19 protein-coding genes and 2 tRNA genes are annotated in these 22,873 nt (G+C 53.9%); 13 read left to right on the top strand and 8 right to left on the bottom strand.

What is annotated here, in order from left to right:
• Positions 1-4: 4 nt before the first annotated feature.
• A complete protein-coding gene (gene sppA, locus FS690_RS02590) occupies positions 5-1,861 on the bottom strand; it encodes a signal peptide peptidase SppA (protein ID WP_145339035.1) in 1,857 nt (618 codons plus the stop codon).
• A gap of 171 nt (positions 1,862-2,032) precedes the next feature.
• On the opposite strand from sppA, the gene FS690_RS02595 reads away from it, so the two are divergent.
• From FS690_RS02595 to FS690_RS02605, 3 genes are all read left to right on the top strand, one after another.
• The gene (locus FS690_RS02595; RefSeq protein ID WP_039384682.1) at positions 2,033-2,584 is read left to right on the top strand and encodes an NAD(P)H nitroreductase; all 552 of its coding nucleotides are present in this window, start codon (positions 2,033-2,035) and stop codon (positions 2,582-2,584) included.
• Positions 2,585-2,730: 146 nt separating this feature from the next.
• The gene (locus tag FS690_RS02600) at positions 2,731-4,650 is read left to right on the top strand and encodes a DNA topoisomerase III (RefSeq protein ID WP_145339036.1); all 1,920 of its coding nucleotides are present in this window, start codon (positions 2,731-2,733) and stop codon (positions 4,648-4,650) included.
• Entirely contained in the window at positions 4,647-4,946 is a 300-nt protein-coding gene (locus FS690_RS02605) for a YnjH family protein (RefSeq protein WP_094111095.1), read from the top strand. Before FS690_RS02600 ends, FS690_RS02605 begins: the two co-directional genes overlap by 4 nt.
• Before the next feature lie 33 nt (positions 4,947-4,979).
• Here the strand turns inward: FS690_RS02605 and xthA are convergent, their stop codons facing one another.
• The 5 genes from xthA to FS690_RS02630 form a co-directional block, all read right to left on the bottom strand.
• Positions 4,980-5,786: an exodeoxyribonuclease III gene (gene xthA, locus FS690_RS02610; RefSeq protein ID WP_108569369.1), complete on the bottom strand. Its 807-nt coding sequence runs from the start codon at positions 5,784-5,786 to the stop codon at positions 4,980-4,982.
• A 145-nt stretch (positions 5,787-5,931) separates the two neighbouring features.
• Positions 5,932-6,016: transfer RNA gene (locus tag FS690_RS02615), tRNA-Tyr, on the bottom strand.
• Positions 6,017-6,059: 43 nt separating this feature from the next.
• Positions 6,060-6,144 (bottom strand) — tRNA-Tyr (locus FS690_RS02620).
• Positions 6,145-6,301: 157 nt separating this feature from the next.
• A complete protein-coding gene (purU, locus tag FS690_RS02625) occupies positions 6,302-7,150 on the bottom strand; it encodes a formyltetrahydrofolate deformylase (protein ID WP_039384674.1) in 849 nt (282 codons plus the stop codon).
• Positions 7,151-7,206: 56 nt separating this feature from the next.
• Positions 7,207-7,662 (bottom strand): YchJ family protein, encoded by a 456-nt coding sequence (locus FS690_RS02630; protein WP_039384671.1) that lies wholly within the window; start codon positions 7,660-7,662, stop codon positions 7,207-7,209.
• Positions 7,663-7,758: 96 nt separating this feature from the next.
• On the opposite strand from FS690_RS02630, the gene rssA reads away from it, so the two are divergent.
• The 5 genes from rssA (at position 7,759) to FS690_RS02655 (ending at position 13,264) form a co-directional block, all read left to right on the top strand.
• Positions 7,759-8,658 carry a patatin-like phospholipase RssA gene (gene rssA, locus FS690_RS02635; RefSeq protein ID WP_108569368.1) on the top strand — a complete coding sequence of 300 codons (900 nt, stop codon included), beginning with the start codon at positions 7,759-7,761 and terminating at the stop codon, positions 8,656-8,658.
• A 101-nt stretch (positions 8,659-8,759) separates the two neighbouring features.
• Positions 8,760-9,776 carry a two-component system response regulator RssB gene (rssB, locus tag FS690_RS02640; RefSeq protein ID WP_071668865.1) on the top strand — a complete coding sequence of 339 codons (1,017 nt, stop codon included), beginning with the start codon at positions 8,760-8,762 and terminating at the stop codon, positions 9,774-9,776.
• A 193-nt stretch (positions 9,777-9,969) separates the two neighbouring features.
• The gene (gene galU, locus FS690_RS02645; RefSeq protein ID WP_039384664.1) at positions 9,970-10,878 is read left to right on the top strand and encodes a UTP--glucose-1-phosphate uridylyltransferase GalU; all 909 of its coding nucleotides are present in this window, start codon (positions 9,970-9,972) and stop codon (positions 10,876-10,878) included.
• Between the two features lie 23 nt (positions 10,879-10,901).
• On the top strand, positions 10,902-12,242 hold the full coding sequence (locus FS690_RS02650; RefSeq protein ID WP_039384663.1) for a UDP-glucose/GDP-mannose dehydrogenase family protein: 1,341 nt from the start codon (positions 10,902-10,904) through the stop codon (positions 12,240-12,242).
• A gap of 14 nt (positions 12,243-12,256) precedes the next feature.
• A complete protein-coding gene (locus tag FS690_RS02655) occupies positions 12,257-13,264 on the top strand; it encodes an NAD-dependent epimerase (RefSeq protein WP_145339037.1) in 1,008 nt (335 codons plus the stop codon).
• A gap of 95 nt (positions 13,265-13,359) precedes the next feature.
• Here the strand turns inward: FS690_RS02655 and hns are convergent, their stop codons facing one another.
• Positions 13,360-13,767: a histone-like nucleoid-structuring protein H-NS gene (hns, locus tag FS690_RS02660; RefSeq protein ID WP_145339038.1), complete on the bottom strand. Its 408-nt coding sequence runs from the start codon at positions 13,765-13,767 to the stop codon at positions 13,360-13,362.
• 373 nt (positions 13,768-14,140) lie between these two features.
• On the opposite strand from hns, the gene tdk reads away from it, so the two are divergent.
• Entirely contained in the window at positions 14,141-14,761 is a 621-nt protein-coding gene (tdk, locus tag FS690_RS02665) for a thymidine kinase (RefSeq protein ID WP_145339039.1), read from the top strand.
• Positions 14,762-14,812: 51 nt separating this feature from the next.
• Here tdk and adhE read toward each other — a convergent pair whose 3' ends face one another.
• Positions 14,813-17,491, bottom strand: coding sequence for a bifunctional acetaldehyde-CoA/alcohol dehydrogenase (gene adhE, locus FS690_RS02670; RefSeq protein ID WP_145339040.1), 2,679 nt, complete (start codon positions 17,489-17,491; stop codon positions 14,813-14,815).
• A gap of 386 nt (positions 17,492-17,877) precedes the next feature.
• Here adhE and FS690_RS02675 point away from each other — a divergent pair, with 386 nt between their 5' ends.
• The 4 genes from FS690_RS02675 to oppC all read left to right on the top strand — a co-directional run bounded on the left by FS690_RS02675 (position 17,878) and on the right by oppC (position 22,864).
• Complete coding sequence (locus FS690_RS02675; RefSeq protein ID WP_039384649.1) at positions 17,878-18,525, top strand: YchE family NAAT transporter; 648 nt, start codon at positions 17,878-17,880, stop codon at positions 18,523-18,525.
• A gap of 772 nt (positions 18,526-19,297) precedes the next feature.
• Positions 19,298-20,938 (top strand): oligopeptide ABC transporter substrate-binding protein OppA, encoded by a 1,641-nt coding sequence (gene oppA, locus FS690_RS02680; protein ID WP_039384646.1) that lies wholly within the window; start codon positions 19,298-19,300, stop codon positions 20,936-20,938.
• Between the two features lie 81 nt (positions 20,939-21,019).
• Positions 21,020-21,940 carry an oligopeptide ABC transporter permease OppB gene (oppB, locus tag FS690_RS02685; protein ID WP_039384644.1) on the top strand — a complete coding sequence of 307 codons (921 nt, stop codon included), beginning with the start codon at positions 21,020-21,022 and terminating at the stop codon, positions 21,938-21,940.
• Positions 21,941-21,955: 15 nt separating this feature from the next.
• On the top strand, positions 21,956-22,864 hold the full coding sequence (gene oppC / locus FS690_RS02690) for an oligopeptide ABC transporter permease OppC (RefSeq protein ID WP_039384641.1): 909 nt from the start codon (positions 21,956-21,958) through the stop codon (positions 22,862-22,864).
• Positions 22,865-22,873 lie beyond the last annotated feature (9 nt).

Genomic DNA, 22,873 nt, shown 5'->3' on the forward strand with positions numbered 1-22,873 from the left:
AAAATTAGCGAACGCTGCCGCAATTCAGACAAAAGGCGTAACGATTTTGCGGATCGTCAAGCTTACCGAGCAGGCCCGGCTGCGACTGCATGGCGCTGACAACATCCTGCACCGGTGCGGGCAGCCAGATTTTCAGCGCGTCGGGCAGTACCGCCTGCGCCGAGGCGTTCATCTGATTAAGCAGCAGATCAAGCATACCGGGTTCATCCTGATACCAGTTCAGCACAGGCTGTTTCACGCTGGCCAGCGAGGCAGCTTTCGCCACGGCGTCATCAAAATCACCCAGCGCGTCAACCAGACCATTGCCTTTGGCATCGCTGCCGGTCCAGACATGGCCCTGTGCAATCGCATCAATCTGCTCAGGCGTCTTATGGCGCGACGCAGCAACCAGACCGATGAAATTGCGATAGCCATTCTCAATCGTCAGCTGCATCAGCTGCTGTACCTCTGCAGGCAGCGTTTTGGTGGTAGCCACATCAGCGAGCGGTGAGGTGGCTACGCCATCCGTATGTACACCGATTGCGTCCAGGCTGTTTTCGACCGTATTAATCACGCCAAAAATGCCAATTGAACCGGTCAGCGTAGAAGGCGCGGCGATGATGTAATCTGCCGGCGTTGAAATCCAGTAACCTCCCGATGCGGCCATGCCTCCCATGGAGACCACCACCGGCTTACCGGCTTCATGCGCGGCGGCCAGCTCTTCACGAATCGCTTCCGATGCGGTGACGCTGCCGCCCGGGCTGTTTACCCGCAGCACGATAGCTTTAATGGCGGGGTCGAGGCGTGCTTCACGGATCTGTGCGGCCGTCGTATCACCGCCGACATTGCCTGCGCTCTCTTCTCCATCCATGATCGCACCGCTGGCGAGGATCACCGCGATGTTGCCTTTTTGCTGCGCTGGCTGTTTCAGACGGTAGTCATAGATGCTGACATAGCGGTAGTCATTATTCGCTTTGTCCCAGCCAAAGGTTTTCGCCAGCGCCTGGTCAGCCGCCGCGCGTGAGCTCAGCGTATCCACCAGTTTGTTATTCAGCGCATATTTAGCGGTGTCACCCTGTACCGCCTCCAGTCCGCTGATCACGCCTGCCGCACCGGGAAAGAGCTGCTCTGGCGTAATCTGACGGTTGGCCGACACCGTATTGAGATAATTTTGCCATAGCTGAGTGATCCAGCGGCTGTCCGCATCGCGTGCATCCGGTGACATATTGTCGCGCAGGAACGGTTCAACGGCTGACTTATAGGTGCCTACGCGGAAAACGTGGGAAGAGACCTTCAGCTTTTCCAGCAGCGTTTTGTAATAGAGGCCGTTGGTCGCAAAGCCGTGCAGGTCAACCGTACCCTGAGGGGAGAGCCAGATTTTATTCGCGAAGCTGGCCAGGTAATACTGCGCCTGACTGTAGCTGTCACCCAGCGCATAAACCGGTTTACCGCTGTCGCGAAACTCCCGCAGCGCTTTACCGACATACTGCAGAGAGGGCTGATCGCCACCGGCAAAATCGCGCAGATCCAGCACGATACCGGTGATATTGCTGTCAGTTTTAGCCTGACGAATCGCATCAACCACATCAAACAAGGAGTTTTCCTGCAGGCGATCGCTGTTCGCGCCCAGCAGCTGACGGCTGATGCGGCTCAGACGGTTACTCACTGAAGGTTTATCCACCAGCATACCGCTAAGATCGACTTTTAATGCTCCCTGCTGGACAGGTTCACTGTTGCCGGCGCTCGACAGCTGCAGCCAGATGCCGACACCGGCCAGGATCAGGACAATGAGAAACAGGTTAAGGATAAATTCCCGGATAAAATTCAGAACCCGCCAGCTCCAGCGGAACAGACCGGTAATCATTCGCCACAATGTGCGCATAAACTCTCCATATTCACGTAGCCAGGGCCGGCAGCAGGCGTGCGGACCCCGATATCGGCATCATCCTAAAGAGCAGCGGCTGAAAAGTCAGCAGGAATTCGCACCAGACTGTTACAAAAGATCGCGCTGTGCCAGGATTAGCACATCATCAAAAGGCACAGGAGAACCCTTATGGATGCACTGGAGTTATTAACCAATCGCCGCTCAGCTTCGCGACTGACTGAACCCGCTCCGGCAGGTGAGGTGCTGCAAAATATTCTGCATGCCGGTATGCGGGCACCCGACCACGGTACGCTGCGCCCGTGGCGTTTCGTTATTGCGGAGAATGAGGGACGGGACCGGCTAAGCCGCGTGCTGGAGCAGGCCGCCCGCGAGAGCGCGCTGGATGAAAAAGCCATCGCGAAAGCGGCGGCGGCGCCGTTTCGTGCGCCCATGGTGATAACGGTAATTGCAGACTACAAGCCCTCTGAAAAAGTGCCGCAGTGGGAGCAGGTTGTCTCTGCGGGCTGTGCCGTTATGGCGATGCAGATGGCCGCGCTGGCTCAGGGGTATAACGGCATCTGGCGCAGTGGCCCCTGGACCGACCATCCTCACGTGCGGGCGGCGTTCAACTGCAAAGAAAAAGATGCCATTGTGGGCTTTCTCTATCTCGGCACGCCGCAGCTTAAAGCCAGCACCACGGTTGTCGCACCGGATACCACAGAGTTTGTCTCCTGGTTTTGATTCTCTCGCCTGCAATCTGGCAGAATTGCAGGCGTCGTGCGCAAAAGCGCCGCATCCGTGCAGAGAAAGCTTACCTCCAGCAGGCCGCCAGGCTACCATCGTTTCACTGTTTTCGTTAAAGCTAAAAGAAAGGATTTGCGCCTTCCATGCGTCTATTTATTGCTGAAAAACCGAGCCTGGCGCGCGCCATCGCAGATGTTTTGCCAAAGCCGCATCGCCGCGGAGAGGGCTATATCGCCTGCGGCAACGATCAGGTGGTGACCTGGTGCGTCGGGCATTTGCTGGAGCAGGCGCAGCCTGATAGCTACGACAGCCGCTATGCCCGCTGGAACCTGGCCGATCTGCCTATTATTCCTGAAAAGTGGCGTCTGCAGCCGCGCCCCTCGGTAGCGAAACAGCTGAAAGCCATAGAAGGCTTACTGCAGCAGGCCAGCGAAATTGTGCACGCCGGCGATCCGGATCGCGAAGGTCAGCTGCTGGTGGATGAGGTGCTGGAATATCTGCAGCTGCCGGCTGGTAAGCGCCAGCGGGTGCAGCGCTGCCTGATCAACGATCTTAATCCGGCGGCCGTTGAGCGTGCGGTGAGCCGGCTGCGCGAAAACCGCGAATTCATCCCGCTTTGCGTCTCAGCGCTGGCGCGTTCACGCGCTGACTGGCTGTATGGCATCAATATGACGCGCGCCTGGACCCTGCTGGGGCGTAACGCCGGCTATGATGGCGTTCTGTCGGTGGGACGCGTGCAGACGCCGGTGCTCGGGCTGGTTGTGCGGCGGGATGAAGAGATTGAGCACTTTGTGCCCAAAGACTATTTTGAAGTGAAAGCGCATGTCGTCACGCCAAAAGAGGAGCGCTTCGTTGCCAGCTGGGTGCCAAGCGACGCCTGTGAGCCCTGGCAGGATGAAGAGGGGCGCGTCCTGCACCGGCCGCTGGCAGAGCATGTGCTGGCGCGTATTCAGGGACAGCCCGCACAGGTGACCGGCTATAACGACAGGCGTGAATCGGAAACCGCACCGCTGCCGTTTTCGCTCTCCAGCCTGCAGATTGAAGCCGCAAAGCGTTACGGGCTGAGCGCGCAGAGCGTGCTGGACTGCTGTCAGCGCCTCTATGAGACGCATAAGCTTATTACTTATCCGCGTTCGGATAGCCGCTATCTCCCTGATGAGCACTACGCCGGTCGTCATGCCGTGCTGAAAGCGATCGCTGTGCATCAGCCCGATCTCACGCCACCTGCTGACTTCAATACGGAACAGAAAAACCGCTGCTGGGACGATAAAAAGGTCGATGCGCATCACGCTATCATTCCCACCGCGCGTACCGGCAAAGTCGCACTCAGCGACAATGAGGCCCGGATCTATGCGCTGATTGCCCGGCAATATCTGATGCAGTTCTGCCCGGATGCGCAGTTCCGCAAATGCGTTATCGATCTGGAGATCGGTGGTGGCCGGTTTGTTGCAAAAGCGCGGTTTCTGGCGGAAGCGGGGTGGCGCGCGCTGCTCGGGAATAAAGAGCGTGACGAAGAGAATGACGGCACGCCGCTGCCGGTCGTCGCTAAAGGCGATACCCTGCTGTGCGAGCGCGGTGAACTGCTGGAGAAGCAGACCCAGCCGCCGCGGCCGTTTACTGATGCCACGCTGTTATCCGCCATGACCGGCATTGCGCGCTTTGTGCAGGATAAAGAATTAAAGAAAGTGCTGCGTGCGACCGATGGTTTAGGAACGGAGGCGACGCGGGCCGGCATTATTGAACTGCTGTTTCGCCGCACCTTCCTGGTTAAAAAAGGGCGCTATATCCACTCAACGGAGGCGGGCAGAGCCCTGATCCATGCGCTGCCGGAAATGGCGGCGCGGCCGGATATGACGGCGCAGTGGGAGTCAACCCTGACGCGCATCAGCGAAAAAAGCTGCCGCTATGATGAGTTTATGCAGCCGCTGGTGTCAACGCTGACCACGCTGATTGGCGAGGCGCGGCAGCGGCCTTCTTTGCAGGCGTTCAAAGGGCTGGCGGCCGCTTCGCCAGCGCGCGCGAAAGCCAAAAAACAGCGGCGAAAGCCAAAGGAGACGCAATGAGCGGGTATACAACAGGAGTGGCGCTGGCACTGCTGGTCTGCAGCACTACGGCGCTGGCAAACCGGATGCCGGAGCCGGGGCGGACGGGTAATACGGATGTGGTGGTGGATATGCCGGCGGAAGTCTGGACGCAGGGCCAGAATCGTCAGCAAAACAGCTGCCTTCAGTGCTGCATTTATGAAAACCGCAGCTATTCAGAAGGCGCAGTGGTTAAGGCCGAAGGGGTACTGCTGCAGTGCTCGCGGGATGAAAAGGTGCTGGGGACCAATCCGCTGCTGTGGAAAATCATTAAATAGTTAAGCGTGGCGCGCCGGCGCCACGCCTGACGTTTACAGATCGAACGTCGCCCAGACGGGAGCATGGTCAGAAGGTTTTTCCATGCCGCGAATGGCGTAATCGATACCGGCATCGACGCAGCGCGCGGCCAGCGGCTGACTGGCCAGCAGCAGATCGATGCGCAGTCCGCGGTTGTCATCAAATCCGCGCGAGCGGTAGTCGAACCAGGAAAAGCGATCGTTTGTCGTCGGGTTTCTGGCGCGCCAGGTATCGGTAAGACCCCACTGCAGCAGCCGATCCATCCACTCACGCTCTTCCGGCAGAAACGAGCATTTTCCGGTACGCAGCCAGCGCTTGCGGCTCTCCTCACCAATCCCGATATCCAGGTCAGTGGCGCTGATATTCATGTCGCCCATGATCAGCACCGGCTTGTCAGCGGCAGCGTGCTCCATCAGATAGCTCTGCAGATCGCGGTAGAATTTCTCTTTAGCCGGGAATTTAAGCGGGTGGTCGCGGCTTTCACCCTGCGGGAAATAGCCGTTGATAACGGTGATGTTACCTGCCGGGCTCGGTATCTCCGCCATAATCAGGCGTCGCTGGGCGTCAGCGTCATCGCCCGGAAAACCGCGCATGACCCGTACCGGTGCGTTTTTGGTAAGTAGCGCGACGCCGTAGTGACCTTTTTGCCCATGATAGAAGACGTGGTAGCCGAGCTGGCTGACCTCTTCCAGTGGGAACATCTCATCGTGAACCTTGGTTTCCTGCAGGCCGATAACCTCAGGCTGATGCTGTTCCACCAGCGCGGCCAGCTGATGAGGGCGGGCGCGCAACCCGTTGATGTTGAATGAAACAAATTTCATATCGCTGCCATTTTAATAACCTGTATGCGGCGCGATGGTAACGGCTTTTTGGCAAAAAGTCATGCCCGAAGCGGAGCAGGCAGCACAGTATCAGAGGGGAAGAGCAAACTGAGTTTTTTCAGGATGTAGCGAACGGAACAGGAGATGGTGGCGGGAGAAGGATTCGAACCTTCGAAGTCGATGACGGCAGATTTACAGTCTGCTCCCTTTGGCCGCTCGGGAATCCCGCCTGGGATATAAAGCTCAGATTCAGGCACTGCAGAGTGATTCAGATGGTGGCGGGAGAAGGATTCGAACCTTCGAAGTCGATGACGGCAGATTTACAGTCTGCTCCCTTTGGCCGCTCGGGAATCCCGCCACTTGCCTGAATCTTTGTGCCTGAAGGCGGGGCGCATCATATCAAATGCGTTCCGCCTGTAAAGCACCGGATGTAAAAATAAAACCTGTTTGCCCGTTTTTTACGCGTAGCGCTGAAGAGTTAGACAATTCAGCGCCCTGGCGCCAAAACGCCGCGCTTAAAGAATAATCGTGCGGTTGCCATAAACAAACACGCGCTGGCCGAGCACTTTATAGAGCGCGCGACTCAGCACGTTTTTTTCCACATCGCGTCCGGCGCGCATCATCTCTTCAGCGGTATAGCTGTGATCCACGTTAATGACATCCTGCATAATGATTGGACCTTCGTCCAGGTTGTCATTGACGTAATGCGCCGTTGCGCCAATGATTTTAACGCCGCGTTCATACGCCTGATGATAAGGACGCGCGCCGATAAAAGCTGGCAGGAACGAGTGGTGAATATTGATGATCTGGTTAGGGTAGCGCTGCACAAAAGCAGGCGTCAGCACGCGCATATATTTTGCCAGCACCACGTAATCAGGCTGATAGCGATCGATCTCTTCCGCCATGCGGTTGTCATGCTCTTCGCGCGTTTTGCCTTCATGGCTGACCAGCACAAAAGGAATATCAAAACGTTCTACCAGCGAGCGCAGCGTATCGTGATTGCCGATCACCGCAGCGATCTCCATATCCAGACCGCCAAACGCGCTTTTCATCAGCAGGTCACCCAGGCAGTGCGCCTCTTTTGTGACCAGAATAACGACGCGGCGGCGACCGGCAGTGTGCAGCTCACGCACCGAACCGGTCGGCAGAGCGCTATCCAGATCGGCCAGCAGCGTATTGTCGTTAAAAATGCCTTCCAGCTCGGTGCGCATAAAAAAGCGGCCGGTGCGGTGATCGACAAACTCATTGTTTTGCACAATGTTGAGTTCATGCTTGTAGCAAATGTTGGTGATCTTGGCGATCAGACCTTTAGCATCAGGGCAAATGGTCCGTAAAACTTTTCGTTGCAGTGTTTGCGCTTGCATCTCAGTCAAGGTCCTGTCAAAGCGATAAGGGTATTACCATTGCGGCGAAGCGGATATCAGCCACAACATTTTTTGTATTTTTTGCCAGAGCCGCAGGGGCAGCGATCGTTACGCCCGATTGCTGGCGCTGTTCCATCCACATAGTACCAGCGACCCTCCTCCCGAAGAAAGCGTGAACGTTCAGCGATCGCTGACTCGCGCTCTTTTTCGCGGTAGCGCGCAAAAAAGGTCACAAAGGCTTCGTTCTCATGGATGCCATGATTACAACAGGTTACATTTAGTCCGAGCCACGTTGTACCGGCAAAACTTTCAGATAAACGCGCCGTCAGATCGACGCTGCGCTGGCTGGCGTGCCAGGTTTCTGTCAGATAAACTGCATTACCCGTGGCGTAGGCCGTATAGCGAGATCGCATCAGCTGTTCAGCACTTAGCGGGATGGCCTCGCCGTTTAAAAAGGGCTGACAACATACGCTATACTGCTTCCCGCTGCAGCAGGGGCACTTTTCGGACACATCATCTCCTGAGAGTGGTTAACGTTATCATAGGCGTGCGCTATGGTAGCCGACTGCGTGGCATGATGCTACGTACCAGCAGCATCACGAGGTAAGATGAGAAAGGTCAAGATTGGACTGGCTCTGGGGTCGGGCGCCGCGAAGGGCTGGGCGCATATCGGCGTCATCAATGCGCTGGAGCGTGCCGGTATTGAAATTGATGTGGTAGCGGGCTGCTCAGTCGGCGCGCTTGTTGGTGCCGCTTACACCAATGGTCACCTGGCAAAGATGGAGAAGTGGGTCAGCGCGTTTCGCTACTGGGATGTTATACGCCTGATGGATCTCTCCTGGCAGCGCGGGGGACTGTTGCGCGGCGATCGCGTTTTCAGTCATATTCGCCAGCTGATCCCGCATGACCAGATTGACGGCGGCCTGAAACCGTTTGGCGTGGTTGCCACCAACCTGAGTACCGGCCGTGAGCTCTGGCTGACTGAAGGCGATCTGCATCAGGCCGTGCGCGCTTCCTGTAGTATGCCAGGCTTATTACCACCTGTTGGCTACAATGGATACTGGCTGGTGGATGGCGCGGTGGTAAACCCGGTGCCCATCTCCCTGACGCGCGCACTTGGCGCCGACATTGTTATTGCGGTCGATCTTCAGCATGATGCGCATCTGATGCAGCAGGATCTGCTGTCGGTAACGCCGGAAAACGGCGATGACGCGGCAGAGGCGCTCTCGTGGGGTAAAAAATTACGTCAGCGTCTGATGGGATTTTCCCGCCAGCGCGCGGCGCATTCACCTGGCGCAATGGAGATCATGTCGACCTCAATTCAGGTGCTGGAAAACCGCCTGAAACGTAACCGTATGGCGGGCGATCCGCCGGATGTGCTGATTCAGCCGTTTTGTCCGCAGATTTCAACGCTGGATTTTCATCGTGCTGAAGAGGCGATGGCTGCCGGTAAGGCGGCCGTAGAGAAAAAAATGGATGAACTATTACCACTGGTCCGTAGCAGATAGTCAGTTGTTCATTCAGGGGGGTTGTCGCTGATGACAATAATTAAAGGCGCAACTGCATTTTATGAACCACTATTGCAATATCTGGTACGCAGGGGGAGAGAATGGAAAAACCACTACTCGGCAAAAAGATACTCATTGTCGAAGATGAGGTCGTTTTCCGTTCATTGCTGGAAAATGTACTGACCAGTCTGGGGGCAACAGCCCTGCAGGCCGGCGATGGGCTGGAAGGCCTCGACATTCTGTCGTCGCACAGCGCCGATCTGGTGATTTGCGATCTGGAAATGCCCCGGATGGGCGGTATTGCGTTTGTTGAGCATCTGCGCAGTCAGGGGAATACGGTGCCTGTACTGGTCATATCTGCTACCCAGAATATGGCTGATATCGCGCATGTGCTGCGGCTTGGCGTGCAGGATGTATTACTGAAACCCCTGAAAAATATCGAACGCTTCCGCGAGGCTGTTTTTGAGTGTCTTTATCCCTCGATGTTCACCTCGAAAGTGGAAGAGGATGAGCAGCTGTTTCAGGACTGGGATGCGCTGGCCCGCGATCCGATCGCCGCGGCAAAACTGCTGAAGCAGCTGCAGCCGCCGGTGCAGCAAACCATTGCGCACTGCCGCATCAATTACCGACAGCTCACCATGGCGGAACAGCCAGGGCTGGTTCTGGATATCGCTGCGCTCTCCGATAAAGATCTCGCCTTTTACTGTCTCGATGTTACCCGGGCGGGCGACAACGGCGTGCTGGCCGCGCTGCTGCTGCGGGCGCTATTCAACGGTTTACTGCAGGAGCAGCTGTCCGGACAGCATCATCGGCTGCCGGAGCTCAACGGTCTGCTGCGTCAGGTGAATATGCTGCTGCGTCAGGCAAACCTTACCGGGCAGTTCCCGCTTCTGGTGGGATATTATCATCGCGAATTGCGTAAATTGATTCTGGTTTCAGCAGGGCTTAATGCCACGCTGCACCTGGAAACGCAGCAGCTGCAGTTAAACAGCGGTGTACCGCTGGGTACGATGGGGGGGACCCATCTTAATCAGATTTCTCAGCATACCGGTGCCTGGCAGTGCCACGTCTGGGGTGCCGGCGGCAGGCTACGTCTGATGTTATCGGGTGAAGAATAAGCAGTTAAACAGCGGGTTAAATCAGTTAAGCGACAGCGCCAGACCTATCCTTTACACTTGGGTAAAAGTCTTAAATTCCATGGATTAACTTTATCCAGGATAATTCCGCCTGATACTAACTGATATACTCATTTCGTTTTTTAAACCGACATATCAAGTATTAACTTGAGCGGCCTATTAAGAGAGGTATTTGATGTCTGCCTATAAGTCAAAAGTAAAAAAAGCGGTAATCCCGGTTGCAGGTTTAGGTACGCGTATGCTGCCAGCGACCAAAGCTATTCCAAAAGAGATGTTACCGCTGGTCGATAAGCCGTTGATCCAGTATGTCGTAAATGAGTGTATTGCTGCGGGCATTAACGAAATTGTGCTGGTTACGCACTCTTCTAAAAACTCAATCGAAAACCACTTTGATACCAGCTTCGAACTGGAAGCCATGCTGGAGAAGCGTGTTAAGCGTCAGCTGCTGGATGAAATCCAGTCTATCTGTCCGCCACACGTCACCATCATGCAGGTGCGTCAGGGTATCGCTAAAGGTCTGGGCCATGCGGTCATGTGTGCACATCCGCTGGTAGGCGATGAGCCGGTAGCAGTCATTCTGCCAGACGTTATCATCGACGAATATGAGTCAAACCCGACCAAAGACAACCTGGCAGAGATGCTGGCGCGTTTTGAAGAAACCGGTCACAGCCAGATCATGGTTGAGCCAGTAGCAGACGTAACCGCATACGGTGTGGTTGACTGCAAAGGCGCCGAGCTGAGCGCGGGCCAGAGTGCACCGATGGTGGGCGTTGTTGAGAAGCCAAAAGCGAATGAAGCGCCTTCAAACCTCGCGGTAGTAGGTCGTTATGTTCTTTCTGCTGATATCTGGCCTCTGCTGGCTAAAACCCCTCCGGGTGCAGGCGGCGAAGTTCAGCTGACCGACTCTATCGCTATGCTGATGGAAAAAGAGACTGTAGAAGCTTATCACCTGACTGGCGTCAGCCACGACTGTGGTAACAAGCTGGGTTACATGCAGGCTTTTGTTGAGTACGGCGTACGTCACCCGGTGCTGGGCAAAGATTTTGCACAGTGGCTGGACAACGCGGTAGGCAATAAAAAGTAATTCATTAAGCACAGGATAATTTAATGAAAGTCACTGTATTTGGTATCGGCTATGTCGGTCTGGTTCAGGCTGCGGTGTTGGCCGAAGTCGGACATGACGTTCTCTGCATTGATGTCGACGCGAACAAAGTCGAAAACCTGAAAAAGGGTGTTATCCCGATTTTTGAACCGGGTCTGACGCCGTTGGTGATGTCCAATTATGAATCGGGTCGCCTGAAATTCAGTACTGACGCCAAAGAGGGCGTTAATCACGGGGTGATGCAGTTTATTGCTGTTGGCACACCGCCTGACGAAGATGGTTCTGCCGATCTGAAATATGTGACCGCGGTTGCGCGCACGATTGCAGAACATATGAACGATCACAAAGTCGTTATCGATAAATCAACGGTGCCAGTCGGCACAGCCGACCGCGTACGCAATGTGATGCAGGAGACGCTGAAACAGCGTGGCGCCAGCGTTTCTTTCGATGTGGTTTCCAACCCGGAATTCCTCAAAGAGGGTGCGGCCGTTAACGACTGCATGCGACCAGAGCGTATCGTTGTCGGTACTGACAATGATGATGTGGTGGAACTGCTGCGCGAGCTCTATGAGCCGTTCAACCGTAACCACGATCGCATGATCCTGATGGATATCCGCAGTGCAGAGCTGACAAAATATGCGGCAAACTGCATGCTGGCGACCAAAATCAGCTTTATGAACGAGATCTCTAATCTCGCTGAGCTGCTGGGCGCTGACGTGGAGAAAGTCCGTCAGGGTATCGGTTCTGATCCCCGTATCGGCTATCACTTCATCTATCCGGGCTGCGGCTACGGCGGTTCCTGCTTCCCGAAAGATGTGCAGGCGCTGATCCGTACAGCAGAGTCTATTGGCTATAAACCGCGCCTGCTGCAGGCGGTGGAAGAGGTCAATGACGCGCAGAAAAACAAACTGCCTGCCTTTATCAAGCGCCATTTTGGTGACGATCTGCGCGGCAAGACGTTTGCGCTGTGGGGCCTGGCGTTTAAACCCAACACCGACGATATGCGTGAAGCCTCCAGCCGTGTGCTGATGGAAGCGTTATGGGAAGCGGGTGCTACGGTTCAGGCTTACGATCCGGAAGCGATGGAAGAAGCGCAGCGCATCTATGGTCACCGTGACGATCTGAAACTCACAGGGACTAAAGAAGCGGCACTGCAGGGCGCTGATGGTCTGGTTATCTGTACCGAATGGCAGAATTTCCGGGCGCCTGATTTTGACGTAATTAAAAATGCGTTAAAACAACCCGTGATTTTTGATGGTCGTAACCTGTATGATCCAGAGCGTATCAGCAAACGCGGTTTCGTTTATTATGCAATCGGCCGCGGAGCGTCTATTCAAATTGCGTAATAAATGAGGGATGTATGAATTTTCTGGTTACCGGCGCAGCAGGATTTATCGGTTTTCACGTAAGCCAGCGTTTGCTCGCTGCCGGTCACCAGGTTGTTGGTATCGACAACCTGAATGACTATTATGATGTCAGCCTGAAACAGGCTCGCCTCGATCAGATTTCACCGCATCCCGCATTTACTTTTATTAAAATGGACCTGGCCGATCGCCAGGCCATTTCCTCTCTGTTTGAACAGCACGCGTTTGAGCGCGTTATCCATCTCGCCGCGCAGGCGGGTGTGCGTTACTCAATCGATAACCCGCACGCTTATGCAGATGCTAACCTCACCGGCCATCTGAATATTCTGGAAGGCTGCCGTCACCATAAGATTGGCCACCTTCTTTATGCATCTTCAAGCTCAGTTTATGGGCTGAACCGCAAAATGCCGTTCTCCACCGATGACAGCGTTGATCACCCGGTTTCCCTCTATGCGGCGACGAAAAAAGCCACCGAACTGATGTCGCATACTTATTCGCACCTTTATCAGCTGCCGACAACCGGACTGCGTTTCTTTACCGTGTATGGCCCATGGGGCCGGCCCGATATGGCGCTGTTTAAATTTACCCGTGCAATGCTGGCAGGCGAGGCGATCGACGTTTATAACCGCGGTGAGATGACGCGCGACTTTACCTATATCGATGATATCGCTGAGGCGATTGTTCGCCTGCAGGCGGTGGTACCACAACCTGACAGCGCATGGAGCGTGGAGCACGGCTCCCCCGCCAGCAGCTCTGCGCCTTATCGGGTATATAACATTGGCAATAGTCAGCCAACGCGCCTGATGACCTATATAGAGTCGCTGGAGAAAGCTTTGGGCATTGAGGCAGTGAAGAACATGCTGCCGATGCAGCCCGGCGATGTACTGGGCACCAGCGCAGATACGCAGCCTCTCTATGACGCCATCAATTTCCGGCCGCAGACCAGCGTTGAGCAGGGCGTACAGCAGTTTGTCGACTGGTATCGCGACTTTTATCAGAAATAAGCGCATAAAAAAAGGAAGCCGCGGGCTTCCTTTTTTTTACCTGGCGAAACGAATATTGCAGTAAAAGTGCAGACAGTTAAAACGAAGCGCGCGGATTACAGCAGGAAATCGTCCAGCTGTTTACCATCTTCTTCAATCGCTTTTTTAATTACGGCAGGCGTGCGGCCCTGACCGGTCCAGGTGCGGCTTTCACCGTTTTCATCTACATAGCTGTACTTGGCGGGACGGGCAGCGCGACGCGCTTTGGTCACCGTTTTGTTTTCTGATAATGCGTTCAGCAGTTCATTAGGATCGATGCCGTCAGCCAGCAGCATTTCGCGATACTGCTCCAGTTTGCGGCTGCGTTCAGCATTTTCAGCCTGAGCATGACTCTCTTCTTCACGACGCTCATTAACCACTACGTCAAGTTTTTCAAGCATATCTTCCAGGGTTTCCAGAGAGCATTCGCGAGCCTGAGCACGCAATGTACGGATATTATTAAGGATTTTAAGTGCTTCGCTCATTGTTCTTATCTCAGAATATAAAAAGGAGTGGTTAAGCTGTTCCATAATAGTGGCGGGAATATATAACTGCAATAGTGAAACCTGAGTGAGGAGATTTATTTATTTTTTTAGTTATGTCAGCAGAGTTAATTATCAATCGCTGTGCTGCATAAATTATCCGCGATATGTCTCGTTGCGTGACGGCTATTCCATTTGGCTGAGATTAAATTAACCGCTATTAGTGATTTAACCGCAGCGTGCCGGCATTGATTTTCAGCGTCCAGCAGCGTGGCTTTCTGCTACGGTAAACCTGTCGTTTGTGAGGTGCTCTGCGGCAATACATTTGTGTTAAACTGCCGCCTTCTGAATTTAGTATCCCCGGAGAGACTGGTAAGTGGCTCAACTCTATTTCTATTACTCGGCGATGAATGCGGGTAAATCCACCGCGCTGCTGCAATCTTCCTATAACTATCAGGAGCGCGGCATGCGCACCCTGGTCTATACCGCAGAGATAGACGATAGATTTGGTGCCGGCGTGGTCAGCTCACGAATCGGGCTCTCTTCGCCTGCCTGTCTGTATAATGATAAAACAGAACTGGCCGAAGCCATTGCGGAAGAACATGCGCGCCAGCCCGTACACTGCGTGCTGGTTGACGAAAGTCAGTTTCTGACGCGTGAGCAGGTTTATGCGCTCTCTGACGTGGCGGACAATCTTGATATTCCGGTTCTCTGCTACGGTCTGCGTACTGACTTCCGCGGTGAGCTGTTCATCGGCAGCCAGTATCTTCTTGCCTGGGCCGATAAACTGGTCGAGCTTAAAACAATTTGCCACTGCGGCCGTAAGGCGAGCATGGTGCTGCGCCTTGACGGGGAGGGCAGACCGTTCAGCGAAGGTGAGCAGGTCGTAATTGGCGGTAATGAGCGCTATATATCCGTATGCCGGAAACATTACAAGCAGGCGATTAATCTGGGTACGCGTGAGGCCATATATGGCGCTAATCCGCCACCGGTTTAATCAGCCAGCCATAAAAAAACCCGCCGCGGCGGGTTTTTTATTTTCAGCGGACTACGCTTTCTTTACTTTTTTTTCGCGGGCAGCGGACTGCAGCTCGCAGATTTCTGCAGAGGGTATGTCCGTTTCTGAATAATCACGTCCGTAGAACGTATCCAGCATAATCTGTTTTAGCTCAGCGATTAATGGATAGCGCGGATTGGCGCCAGTGCACTGATCGTCAAAAGCGTCTTCAGCCAGCTTATCTACTTTCGCCAGGAAATCCGCCTCCTGCACGCCTGCTTCCCGAATAGAAGCGGGAATACCGAGCTGCGTTTTTATTTCATCCAGCCACGCCAGCAGTTTTTCGATTTTCTGCGCCGTGCGATCCCCGGGCTGAGTCAGGCCGAGATGGTCAGCAATTTCCCCATAGCGGCGCCGTGCCTGCGGCCGGTCATACTGGCTGAACGCCGTCTGTTTCGTCGGGTTATCATTGGCGTTATAGCGGATGACGTTACCGATAAGCAGCGCGTTTGCCAGCCCGTGCGGGATATGAAACTCTGAGCCAAGTTTATGGGCCATAGAGTGGCACACCCCGAGGAAAGCGTTGGCAAAGGCAATGCCGGCGATAGTCGCCGCGTTGTGTACGCGTTCACGCGCAACCGGATTTTTCGCACCATCGCGATAGCTGGCAGGCAGGTTCTCTTTAAGCAGCTTCAGCGCCTGTAGTGCCTGTCCATCTGAGTACTCACTGGCAAGCACCGAGACGTAAGCCTCCAGCGCATGCGTCACCGCATCGAGGCCGCCAAAAGCGCAGAGCGAGCGCGGCATATCCATCACCAGGTCGGCATCGACAATCGCCATATCCGGCGTTAAGGCGTAGTCCGCCAGCGGATATTTTTGCCCGGTGGCGTCATCGGTGACAACGGCAAACGGGGTGACTTCTGAGCCGGTGCCTGACGTGGTGGCGATCGCGACCATGCGCGCTTTCACGCCCATTTTCGGGAATTTGTAGATACGTTTACGGATATCCATAAAGCGCAGCGCCAGCTCTTCAAAATGCGTTTCCGGATGCTCATACATGACCCACATGATTTTCGCTGCGTCCATCGGTGAACCACCGCCCAGGGCGATAATCACGTCGGGCCGGAAACTGTGCATCTGCTCTGCACCCTTACGCACAATGCTCAGGGTCGGATCGGCTTCCACTTCAAAAAATATCTCGGTTTCGATACCCTGTGATTTCAGCACCCGCGTAACGCGCTCGGCATAGCCGTTATTAAACAGAAAGCGATCGGTAACGATAAACGCGCGTTTCGCTCCCTCAGCAGCAACCTCTTCCAGCGCAATCGGAAGAGAGCCGCGGCGGAAGTAGATAGACTTCGGTAACTTATGCCACAACATATTTTCTGCTCGCTTAGCCACGGTTTTCTTATTGATCAAGTGTTTAGGGCCTACGTTTTCAGAGATAGAGTTGCCCCCCCAGGAGCCGCAGCCCAGCGTCAGGGAAGGGGCAAGTTTGAAGTTGTAAAGATCGCCAATGCCGCCCTGTGAAGCCGGGGTGTTGATCAGGATGCGGGCCGTTTTCATTTTGTCGCCAAAATAGTGGATCCGCCCGGCCTCGTTATCCTGATCGGTGTAGAGACAGGATGTGTGACCAATGCCGCCCATCGCGACCAGCTTCTCTGCTTTTGCTACCGCGTCCGCATAATCTTTTGCCCGATACATCGCCAGCGTCGGCGAGAGCTTTTCATGTGCAAAAGGCTCCGATTCATCAACGGCTGACACCTCGCCAATTAAAATTTTGGTGCCCGGCGGGACACTAATGCCGGCAAGCGCAGCAATATTGCAGGCGGGCTGGCCCACAATTGCCGCGTTCAGTGCGCCGTTTTTCAGCAGGATATTCTGAACCGCGCTCAGCTCATGGCCCTGCAGCAGATAGCCACCGTGGCTGGCAAACCGTTCGCGGACCGCGTCATAGACGGCATCAACGATAATGACCGATTGCTCAGAGGCACAGATCACGCCGTTATCGAACGTTTTAGACATTAAAATGGAAGCGACCGCGCGTTTGATGTCAGCCGTTTCATCAATCACCACCGGCGTATTGCCCGCGCCAACGCCAATCGCCGGTTTACCTGAGCTATAGGCCGCTTTAACCATGCCCGGGCCGCCGGTCGCCAGAATCAGGTTGATATCCGGATGATGCATGAGCTGACTGGAAAGCTCGACCGAAGGCGCATCGATCCAGCCGATGATATCTTTGGGAGCGCCCGCAGCAATAGCCGCCTGCAGCACGATATCGGCTGCTTTATTGGTGGCATTTTTTGCGCGCGGATGAGGAGAAAAAATAATGCCGTTGCGGGTTTTCAGGCTGATAAGCGCCTTGAAAATAGCCGTGGAGGTAGGGTTGGTGGTAGGGACGATACCGCAGATGAGGCCAATGGGTTCGGCAATGGTAATGGTGCCAAAGGTATCATCGCTTGCCAGCACGCCACAGGTTTTTTCATCTTTGTACGCGTTGTAGATATATTCTGAAGCGAAATGATTTTTGATCACTTTATCTTCAACAATACCCATGCCCGATTCCGCTACCGCCATCTTAGCCAGCGGAATGCGGGCGTCAGCTGCCGCCAGCGCCGCGGCGCGAAAAATTGCATCAACCTGCTCCTGGCTAAAACTGGCAAACTCGCGCTGCGCGCGTTTTACACGTTCAACCAGTGCATTGAGTTCGGCAACATTGTTTACGGCCATAATACTCTCCTGAGGAAGTTAAACTTTTTTAATAAACAGGCCAGCGCAGAGAAAGAAATCAGCTAAGGTTTGACAGGGCAGGCCCGTCTGTTTAGTAAAAAGGTCTGACGTGAATGATTTACTGCACCCAGCGTAGCGCTGGTGGAGAGACGTAATCATGATGCAGATCAAGAGAGGCTGCAGCGGTGAGCGGTCAGCCAGATCGTTTACGACTAAAGGCGCCGTTTTTTAGACGCTGCTGTTCTGCAGGCATATATGAAAATAGCCAGATTTTTATGCCATCTCTGTGGCGGACATATAGCAGATATTTCTGCCATATACGCTGTTTTTCAGCAGACATATGCACTACATTAAGCGCGTTTTTTTGACTTTTTCAGGAGCCTGTTGTGACCCCCGTGCTACTCGATCTTTCCGGCTATATAAAATTTTTTGTCGGCCTGTTTGCGCTGGTGAATCCGGTAGGCATCATTCCGGTTTTTATCAGCATGACCCGCTATCAGGCGGTGGCTGAACGCAACAAAACCAATCTTACAGCCAACCTTGCGGTCGCGATTATTCTCTGGACCTCGCTGTTTCTTGGCGATGGGATCCTGCATCTGTTTGGTATCTCAATCGACTCTTTCCGAATCGCAGGCGGCATACTGGTTGTGACCATTGCGATGTCGATGATTAGCGGCAAGCTGGGTGAGGATAAGCAAAATAAGCAGGAAAAATCAGAAACGGCTATTCGTGAAAGCATCGGTGTTGTCCCGCTGGCGCTGCCGCTCATGGCAGGGCCGGGGGCTATCAGTTCCACTATCGTCTGGAGTTCGCGCTATCACAGCTGGCTTAATTTGCTGGGTTTTACGCTGGCGATTGCGGTTTTCGCCTTTTGCTGCTGGTTACTGTTCAGAGCGGCGCCGTTAATGGTACGGATATTGGGTCAGACCGGAATTAACGTCATTACCCGTATTATGGGGTTGTTATTAATGGCGTTAGGGATTGAATTTGTCGTCACCGGCATAAAAGCAATCTTTCCAGGATTACTGAATTAGACCTGACCTGTTTTTTGCTGAAAAACATCTTCATGAACCAAAAGGGTGCATCGCGACGTGCAGACGCACCTTTTTGGTGAAATTAGTTATCGGGCTACTTTCAGGCTCGCTTTTATCACTTTTACTACTCAGTCAGTCATCCCTGCTTAATATCCGTTTATTAATGTGATTATTGTCACAGATTTACCTGCTGCTAAATCCGCGCTGAAAGTGATTAGCTGTGCCTCTCTTGTAAAGTAGTCGCTGAATATTCCGCTTTGAAGTAAAAACTCAATAGATTTGCGCAGAATGAGTTTTGCATAAAATAAGTGCGCGCATAATCGCCAGAATTGCTTAAATAATCATATTTATCAATGTATTAACTGATATTTAGCGGAAATAATTAACGCTTTCAACGTTATCCCGGACATGATAAAAGAGAAATAGCTAACATTTTTCTGCATTGGCTTTGGCGCAACGGGATAGCTTCTGATAATTTCTGGCACTTCCAGGATTTTTATCGCTCTCTCAGCAGATGTGTACGATTTTTGCTTATTAGCACGCGGGCGTAGTTATACCGGCAACGCGTATCAGAAACCGGCAGCTGAACGCTTTCTTTATCAAAAGAACAGTGAGTGAGTTGTCAGCAAATATCATTACCCGCTGGCGGCTTGCTGAAGTCACCCGGAAGGGGACAGGGATCTTTGCTCGAACGAGACGAAGATCGCCCGGTAAACGGGATACGTCAGGCGCGATAGCGCACCGACGACAATAATAAAACTGGAGCATAACAATGAACAACATCACGAAAAAAAGTCTGATTGCGGCCGGCGTTCTGGCCGCAATTGCCTCTCTGACAGGGAACGCTGCGCTGGCTGCAACGGTACCGGCTGGCGTTGAGCTGGCCGCCAAACAGGAGCTGGTGCGCGGTAACGGTGACGAAGTTCAGTCGCTCGATCCGCATAAAATTGAGGGCGTACCGGAAGATAATATTGCCCGCGATCTCTATGAAGGGCTTATCGTCAGCGATGCCAGCGGCAAACCGGTTCCGGGCGTTGCAGAGAGCTGGGAAAACAAAGATTTTAAAGTCTGGACTTTCCATCTGCGTAAAAATGCCAAATGGTCTAATGGCGAGCCGGTTACCGCACAGGATTTCGTCTACAGCTGGCAGCGTCTGGTTGACCCGAAAACGGCGTCACCTTATGCCAGCTATCCGCAGTATGGCCATATCGCTAACGTTGATGAAATTATTGCCGGTAAAAAGCCGACCTCTGAACTGGGCGTAAAAGCGCTGGACGATCATACGCTGGAAGTTACGCTAAGCCAGCCGGTACCTTACTTTTATAAGCTGCTGATCAATGCCGTGATGTCACCGGTCTATAAGCCTGCAATCGAAAAATCGGGCGATCAGTGGACGCAGCCGCAGAACTGGGTAGGAAACGGCGCGTTTAAACTGGAAGCGCACGTTATCAACGAGCGCGTCACGCTGGTACGCAACCCGCAATACTGGGATAACGAACATACGGTACTGAACAAAGTCACCTTCCTGCCCATCAACTCAGAAGTGAGCGATGTGAACCGCTACTTCTCTGAAAATGGCAGCGACATCACCTATAACAATATGCCGATTGAGCTGTTCAAAAAGCTGCAGCGCGATAATGGCAAAGAGCTGATGGTAAAACCGTATCTCTGCACCTACTACTACGAGATCAATAACCAGAAAGCGCCTTTCACTGATGCCCGCGTGCGCACCGCGCTGAAGCTGGGTCTGGATCGCGACATCATGGTGAATAAGGTACTGGCGCAGGGTCAACTGCCCGCCTACAGCTATACACCGCCGGCAACCGATGGCATGGAACTGCTGCCGCCGGACTGGTTTAAATGGGATCAGAACAAGCGTAACGCAGAAGCGAAAAAACTGCTGGCTGAAGCAGGCTATACCGCAGATAAGCCACTGACGTTTAACCTGCTGTATAACACCTCAGATCTGCACAAAAAGCTGGCAATCGCGGCGTCCTCTATCTGGAAAAAGAACCTCGGCGTTAATATCAAGCTGGAGAATCAGGAGTGGAAAACGTTCCTGGATACCCGTCATCAGGGCAACTACGACGTTTCACGTGCGGCCTGGTGCGCGGACTATAACGAACCGACCTCCTTCCTGAACACCATGCTGTCCGACAGCAGCAGTAATACAGCGCACTACAAGAGCGCTGATTTTGACAAAGTGATCCACGATGCTGTGAAAGCTGCCGATGAAAAAGCGCGCGTGGCTGACTACCAGCAGGCAGAGCAGATTCTGGATAAAGACAGTGCCATCGTGCCGGTCTATTACTACGTTAACGCCCGTCTGGTTAAGCCTTATGTCGGCGGCTATACCGGTAACGATCCGCTGGATAAAACGCTGGATAAGAACCTGTACATCATTAAGCACTAATAGCACACAGGCTATCGACAGTGGCGGTGCTGCGGCACCGCTTTTTTGATTTTGTGAAGCAACAGCCTGGCAGGTACGGCAATGTTAAAATTTATTCTGCGTCGGCTTCTGGAAGCGATTCCGACGCTCTTTATTCTGATCACCATCTCGTTTTTTATGATGCGTTTAGCGCCGGGCAGCCCGTTTACCGGCGAGCGCACGCTCTCCCCTGAGGTGATGGCCAATATTGAAGCCAAATACCATCTCAACGATCCGATTGGCAAACAGTACCTGAGTTATCTGGGGCAGCTGGCGCACGGCGATTTTGGTCCTTCGTTCAAATATAAGGACTATTCGGTTAACTATCTGGTAGGGCACGCCTTCCCGGTCTCCGCGAAGCTGGGACTGGCGGCCTTTTTCCTGGCGGTGATCCTGGGCGTAACCGCTGGCGTTATCGCGGCGCTGAAGCAGAACAGCCTGTGGGACTACGCCGTCATGGGGGTGGCGATGACCGGCATTGTTATCCCGAGCTTTGTTGTGGCGCCGCTGCTGGTATTAATTTTTGCCATTACGCTGCGCTGGCTGCCGGGCGGCGGCTGGAACGGCGGGCAGTGGAACTACATGCTGCTGCCGATGGTGGCGCTCTCGCTGGCTTATATCGCCAGCATCGCCCGTATTACGCGCGGTTCCATGATTGAGGTCATGCACTCAAACTTCATTCGTACGGCTCGGGCAAAAGGGTTGCCGCTGCGCCGTATCGTGCTGCGCCATGCGCTCAAGCCTGCGCTTTTGCCGGTGCTTTCCTATCTGGGGCCTGCCTTTGTCGGCATCATTACCGGTTCGATGGTGATTGAGTCGATCTATGGCCTGCCCGGTATCGGCCAGCTGTTTGTTAACGGTGCGCTAAACCGTGACTACTCGCTGGTAATGAGCCTGACGATTCTGGTCGGCGTGCTGACTATTCTGTTTAATGCGATCGTTGATGTGCTTTACGCCGTTATTGATCCCAAGATTCGCTATTAAGGGTGGAGCACGCTCATGATGTTAAGCAAAAAAAACAGTGACGTGGTGGATGCCTTCAGCGAAAAGCTCGAGGTGGAGGGGCGCAGCCTGTGGCAGGATGCACGCCGCCGCTTTATTCACAACCGTGCGGCGCTGATCAGCCTGCTGGTGCTGTTGCTGATTGCCCTGTTTGTGGTGTTTGCGCCGATGCTGGCGCAGTTTAACTATGATGATACCGACTGGGCGATGATGTCGTCGCCGCCGGATACGGTTTCAGGCCACTGGTTTGGAACGGACTCCTCCGGGCGCGATCTGCTGGTGCGGGTGGCGATTGGCGGACGTATCTCCCTGATGGTGGGCATCGCCTCTGCACTGATTGCGGTGCTGGTGGGAACGCTCTATGGCTCGCTGGCGGGCTATCTCGGTGGCAAAATCGACTCGGTGATGATGCGTATTCTGGAGATCCTCAACTCCTTTCCGTTTATGTTTTTTGTGATCCTGCTGGTGACCTTTTTCGGCCGCAATATTCTGCTGATCTTTGTCGCCATTGGCATGGTCTCCTGGCTCGATATGGCGCGTATTGTGCGTGGTCAGACGCTGGGACTAAAACGCAAAGAGTTTATCGAAGCGGCTCAGGTAGGAGGCGTCTCCACGGCCAGTATCGTGCTGCGCCACATTGTGCCTAACGTACTGGGCGTCGTAGTGGTCTACGCCTCGCTGCTGGTGCCCAGCATGATTCTGTTTGAATCTTTCCTGAGCTTCCTGGGTCTGGGGACGCAGGAGCCGCTCAGTAGCTGGGGCGCGCTGCTGAGTGACGGAGCGAACTCGATGGAGGTTTCTCCGTGGCTCCTGATGTTCCCGGCCGGCTTTCTGGTGGTCACGCTATTCTGCTTTAACTTTATCGGCGATGGTCTGCGTGATGCCCTCGACCCGAAAGATCGCTAAGGAGTTTCC

The organism is Pantoea sp. PSNIH1, assembly GCF_007680655.1.
Taxonomy (GTDB): Bacteria; Pseudomonadota; Gammaproteobacteria; order Enterobacterales; family Enterobacteriaceae; genus Pantoea; species Pantoea eucrina.

Bases quoted from the DNA above. Each gene is read 5' to 3' on its own strand.
- sppA (WP_145339035.1), bottom strand. From the start codon at position 1,861: ATGCGCACATTGTGGCGAATGATTACCGGTCTGTTCCGCTGGAGCTGG.
- FS690_RS02595 (WP_039384682.1), top strand. From the start codon at position 2,033: ATGGATGCACTGGAGTTATTAACCAATCGCCGCTCAGCTTCGCGACTG.
- FS690_RS02600 (WP_145339036.1), top strand. From the start codon at position 2,731: ATGCGTCTATTTATTGCTGAAAAACCGAGCCTGGCGCGCGCCATCGCA.
- FS690_RS02605 (WP_094111095.1), top strand. From the start codon at position 4,647: ATGAGCGGGTATACAACAGGAGTGGCGCTGGCACTGCTGGTCTGCAGC.
- xthA (WP_108569369.1), bottom strand. From the start codon at position 5,786: ATGAAATTTGTTTCATTCAACATCAACGGGTTGCGCGCCCGCCCTCAT.
- purU (WP_039384674.1), bottom strand. From the start codon at position 7,150: ATGCAAGCGCAAACACTGCAACGAAAAGTTTTACGGACCATTTGCCCT.
- rssA (WP_108569368.1), top strand. From the start codon at position 7,759: ATGAGAAAGGTCAAGATTGGACTGGCTCTGGGGTCGGGCGCCGCGAAG.
- rssB (WP_071668865.1), top strand. From the start codon at position 8,760: ATGGAAAAACCACTACTCGGCAAAAAGATACTCATTGTCGAAGATGAG.
- galU (WP_039384664.1), top strand. From the start codon at position 9,970: ATGTCTGCCTATAAGTCAAAAGTAAAAAAAGCGGTAATCCCGGTTGCA.
- FS690_RS02650 (WP_039384663.1), top strand. From the start codon at position 10,902: ATGAAAGTCACTGTATTTGGTATCGGCTATGTCGGTCTGGTTCAGGCT.
- FS690_RS02655 (WP_145339037.1), top strand. From the start codon at position 12,257: ATGAATTTTCTGGTTACCGGCGCAGCAGGATTTATCGGTTTTCACGTA.
- hns (WP_145339038.1), bottom strand. From the start codon at position 13,767: ATGAGCGAAGCACTTAAAATCCTTAATAATATCCGTACATTGCGTGCT.
- adhE (WP_145339040.1), bottom strand. From the start codon at position 17,491: ATGGCCGTAAACAATGTTGCCGAACTCAATGCACTGGTTGAACGTGTA.
- oppA (WP_039384646.1), top strand. From the start codon at position 19,298: ATGAACAACATCACGAAAAAAAGTCTGATTGCGGCCGGCGTTCTGGCC.
- oppB (WP_039384644.1), top strand. From the start codon at position 21,020: ATGTTAAAATTTATTCTGCGTCGGCTTCTGGAAGCGATTCCGACGCTC.
- oppC (WP_039384641.1), top strand. From the start codon at position 21,956: ATGATGTTAAGCAAAAAAAACAGTGACGTGGTGGATGCCTTCAGCGAA.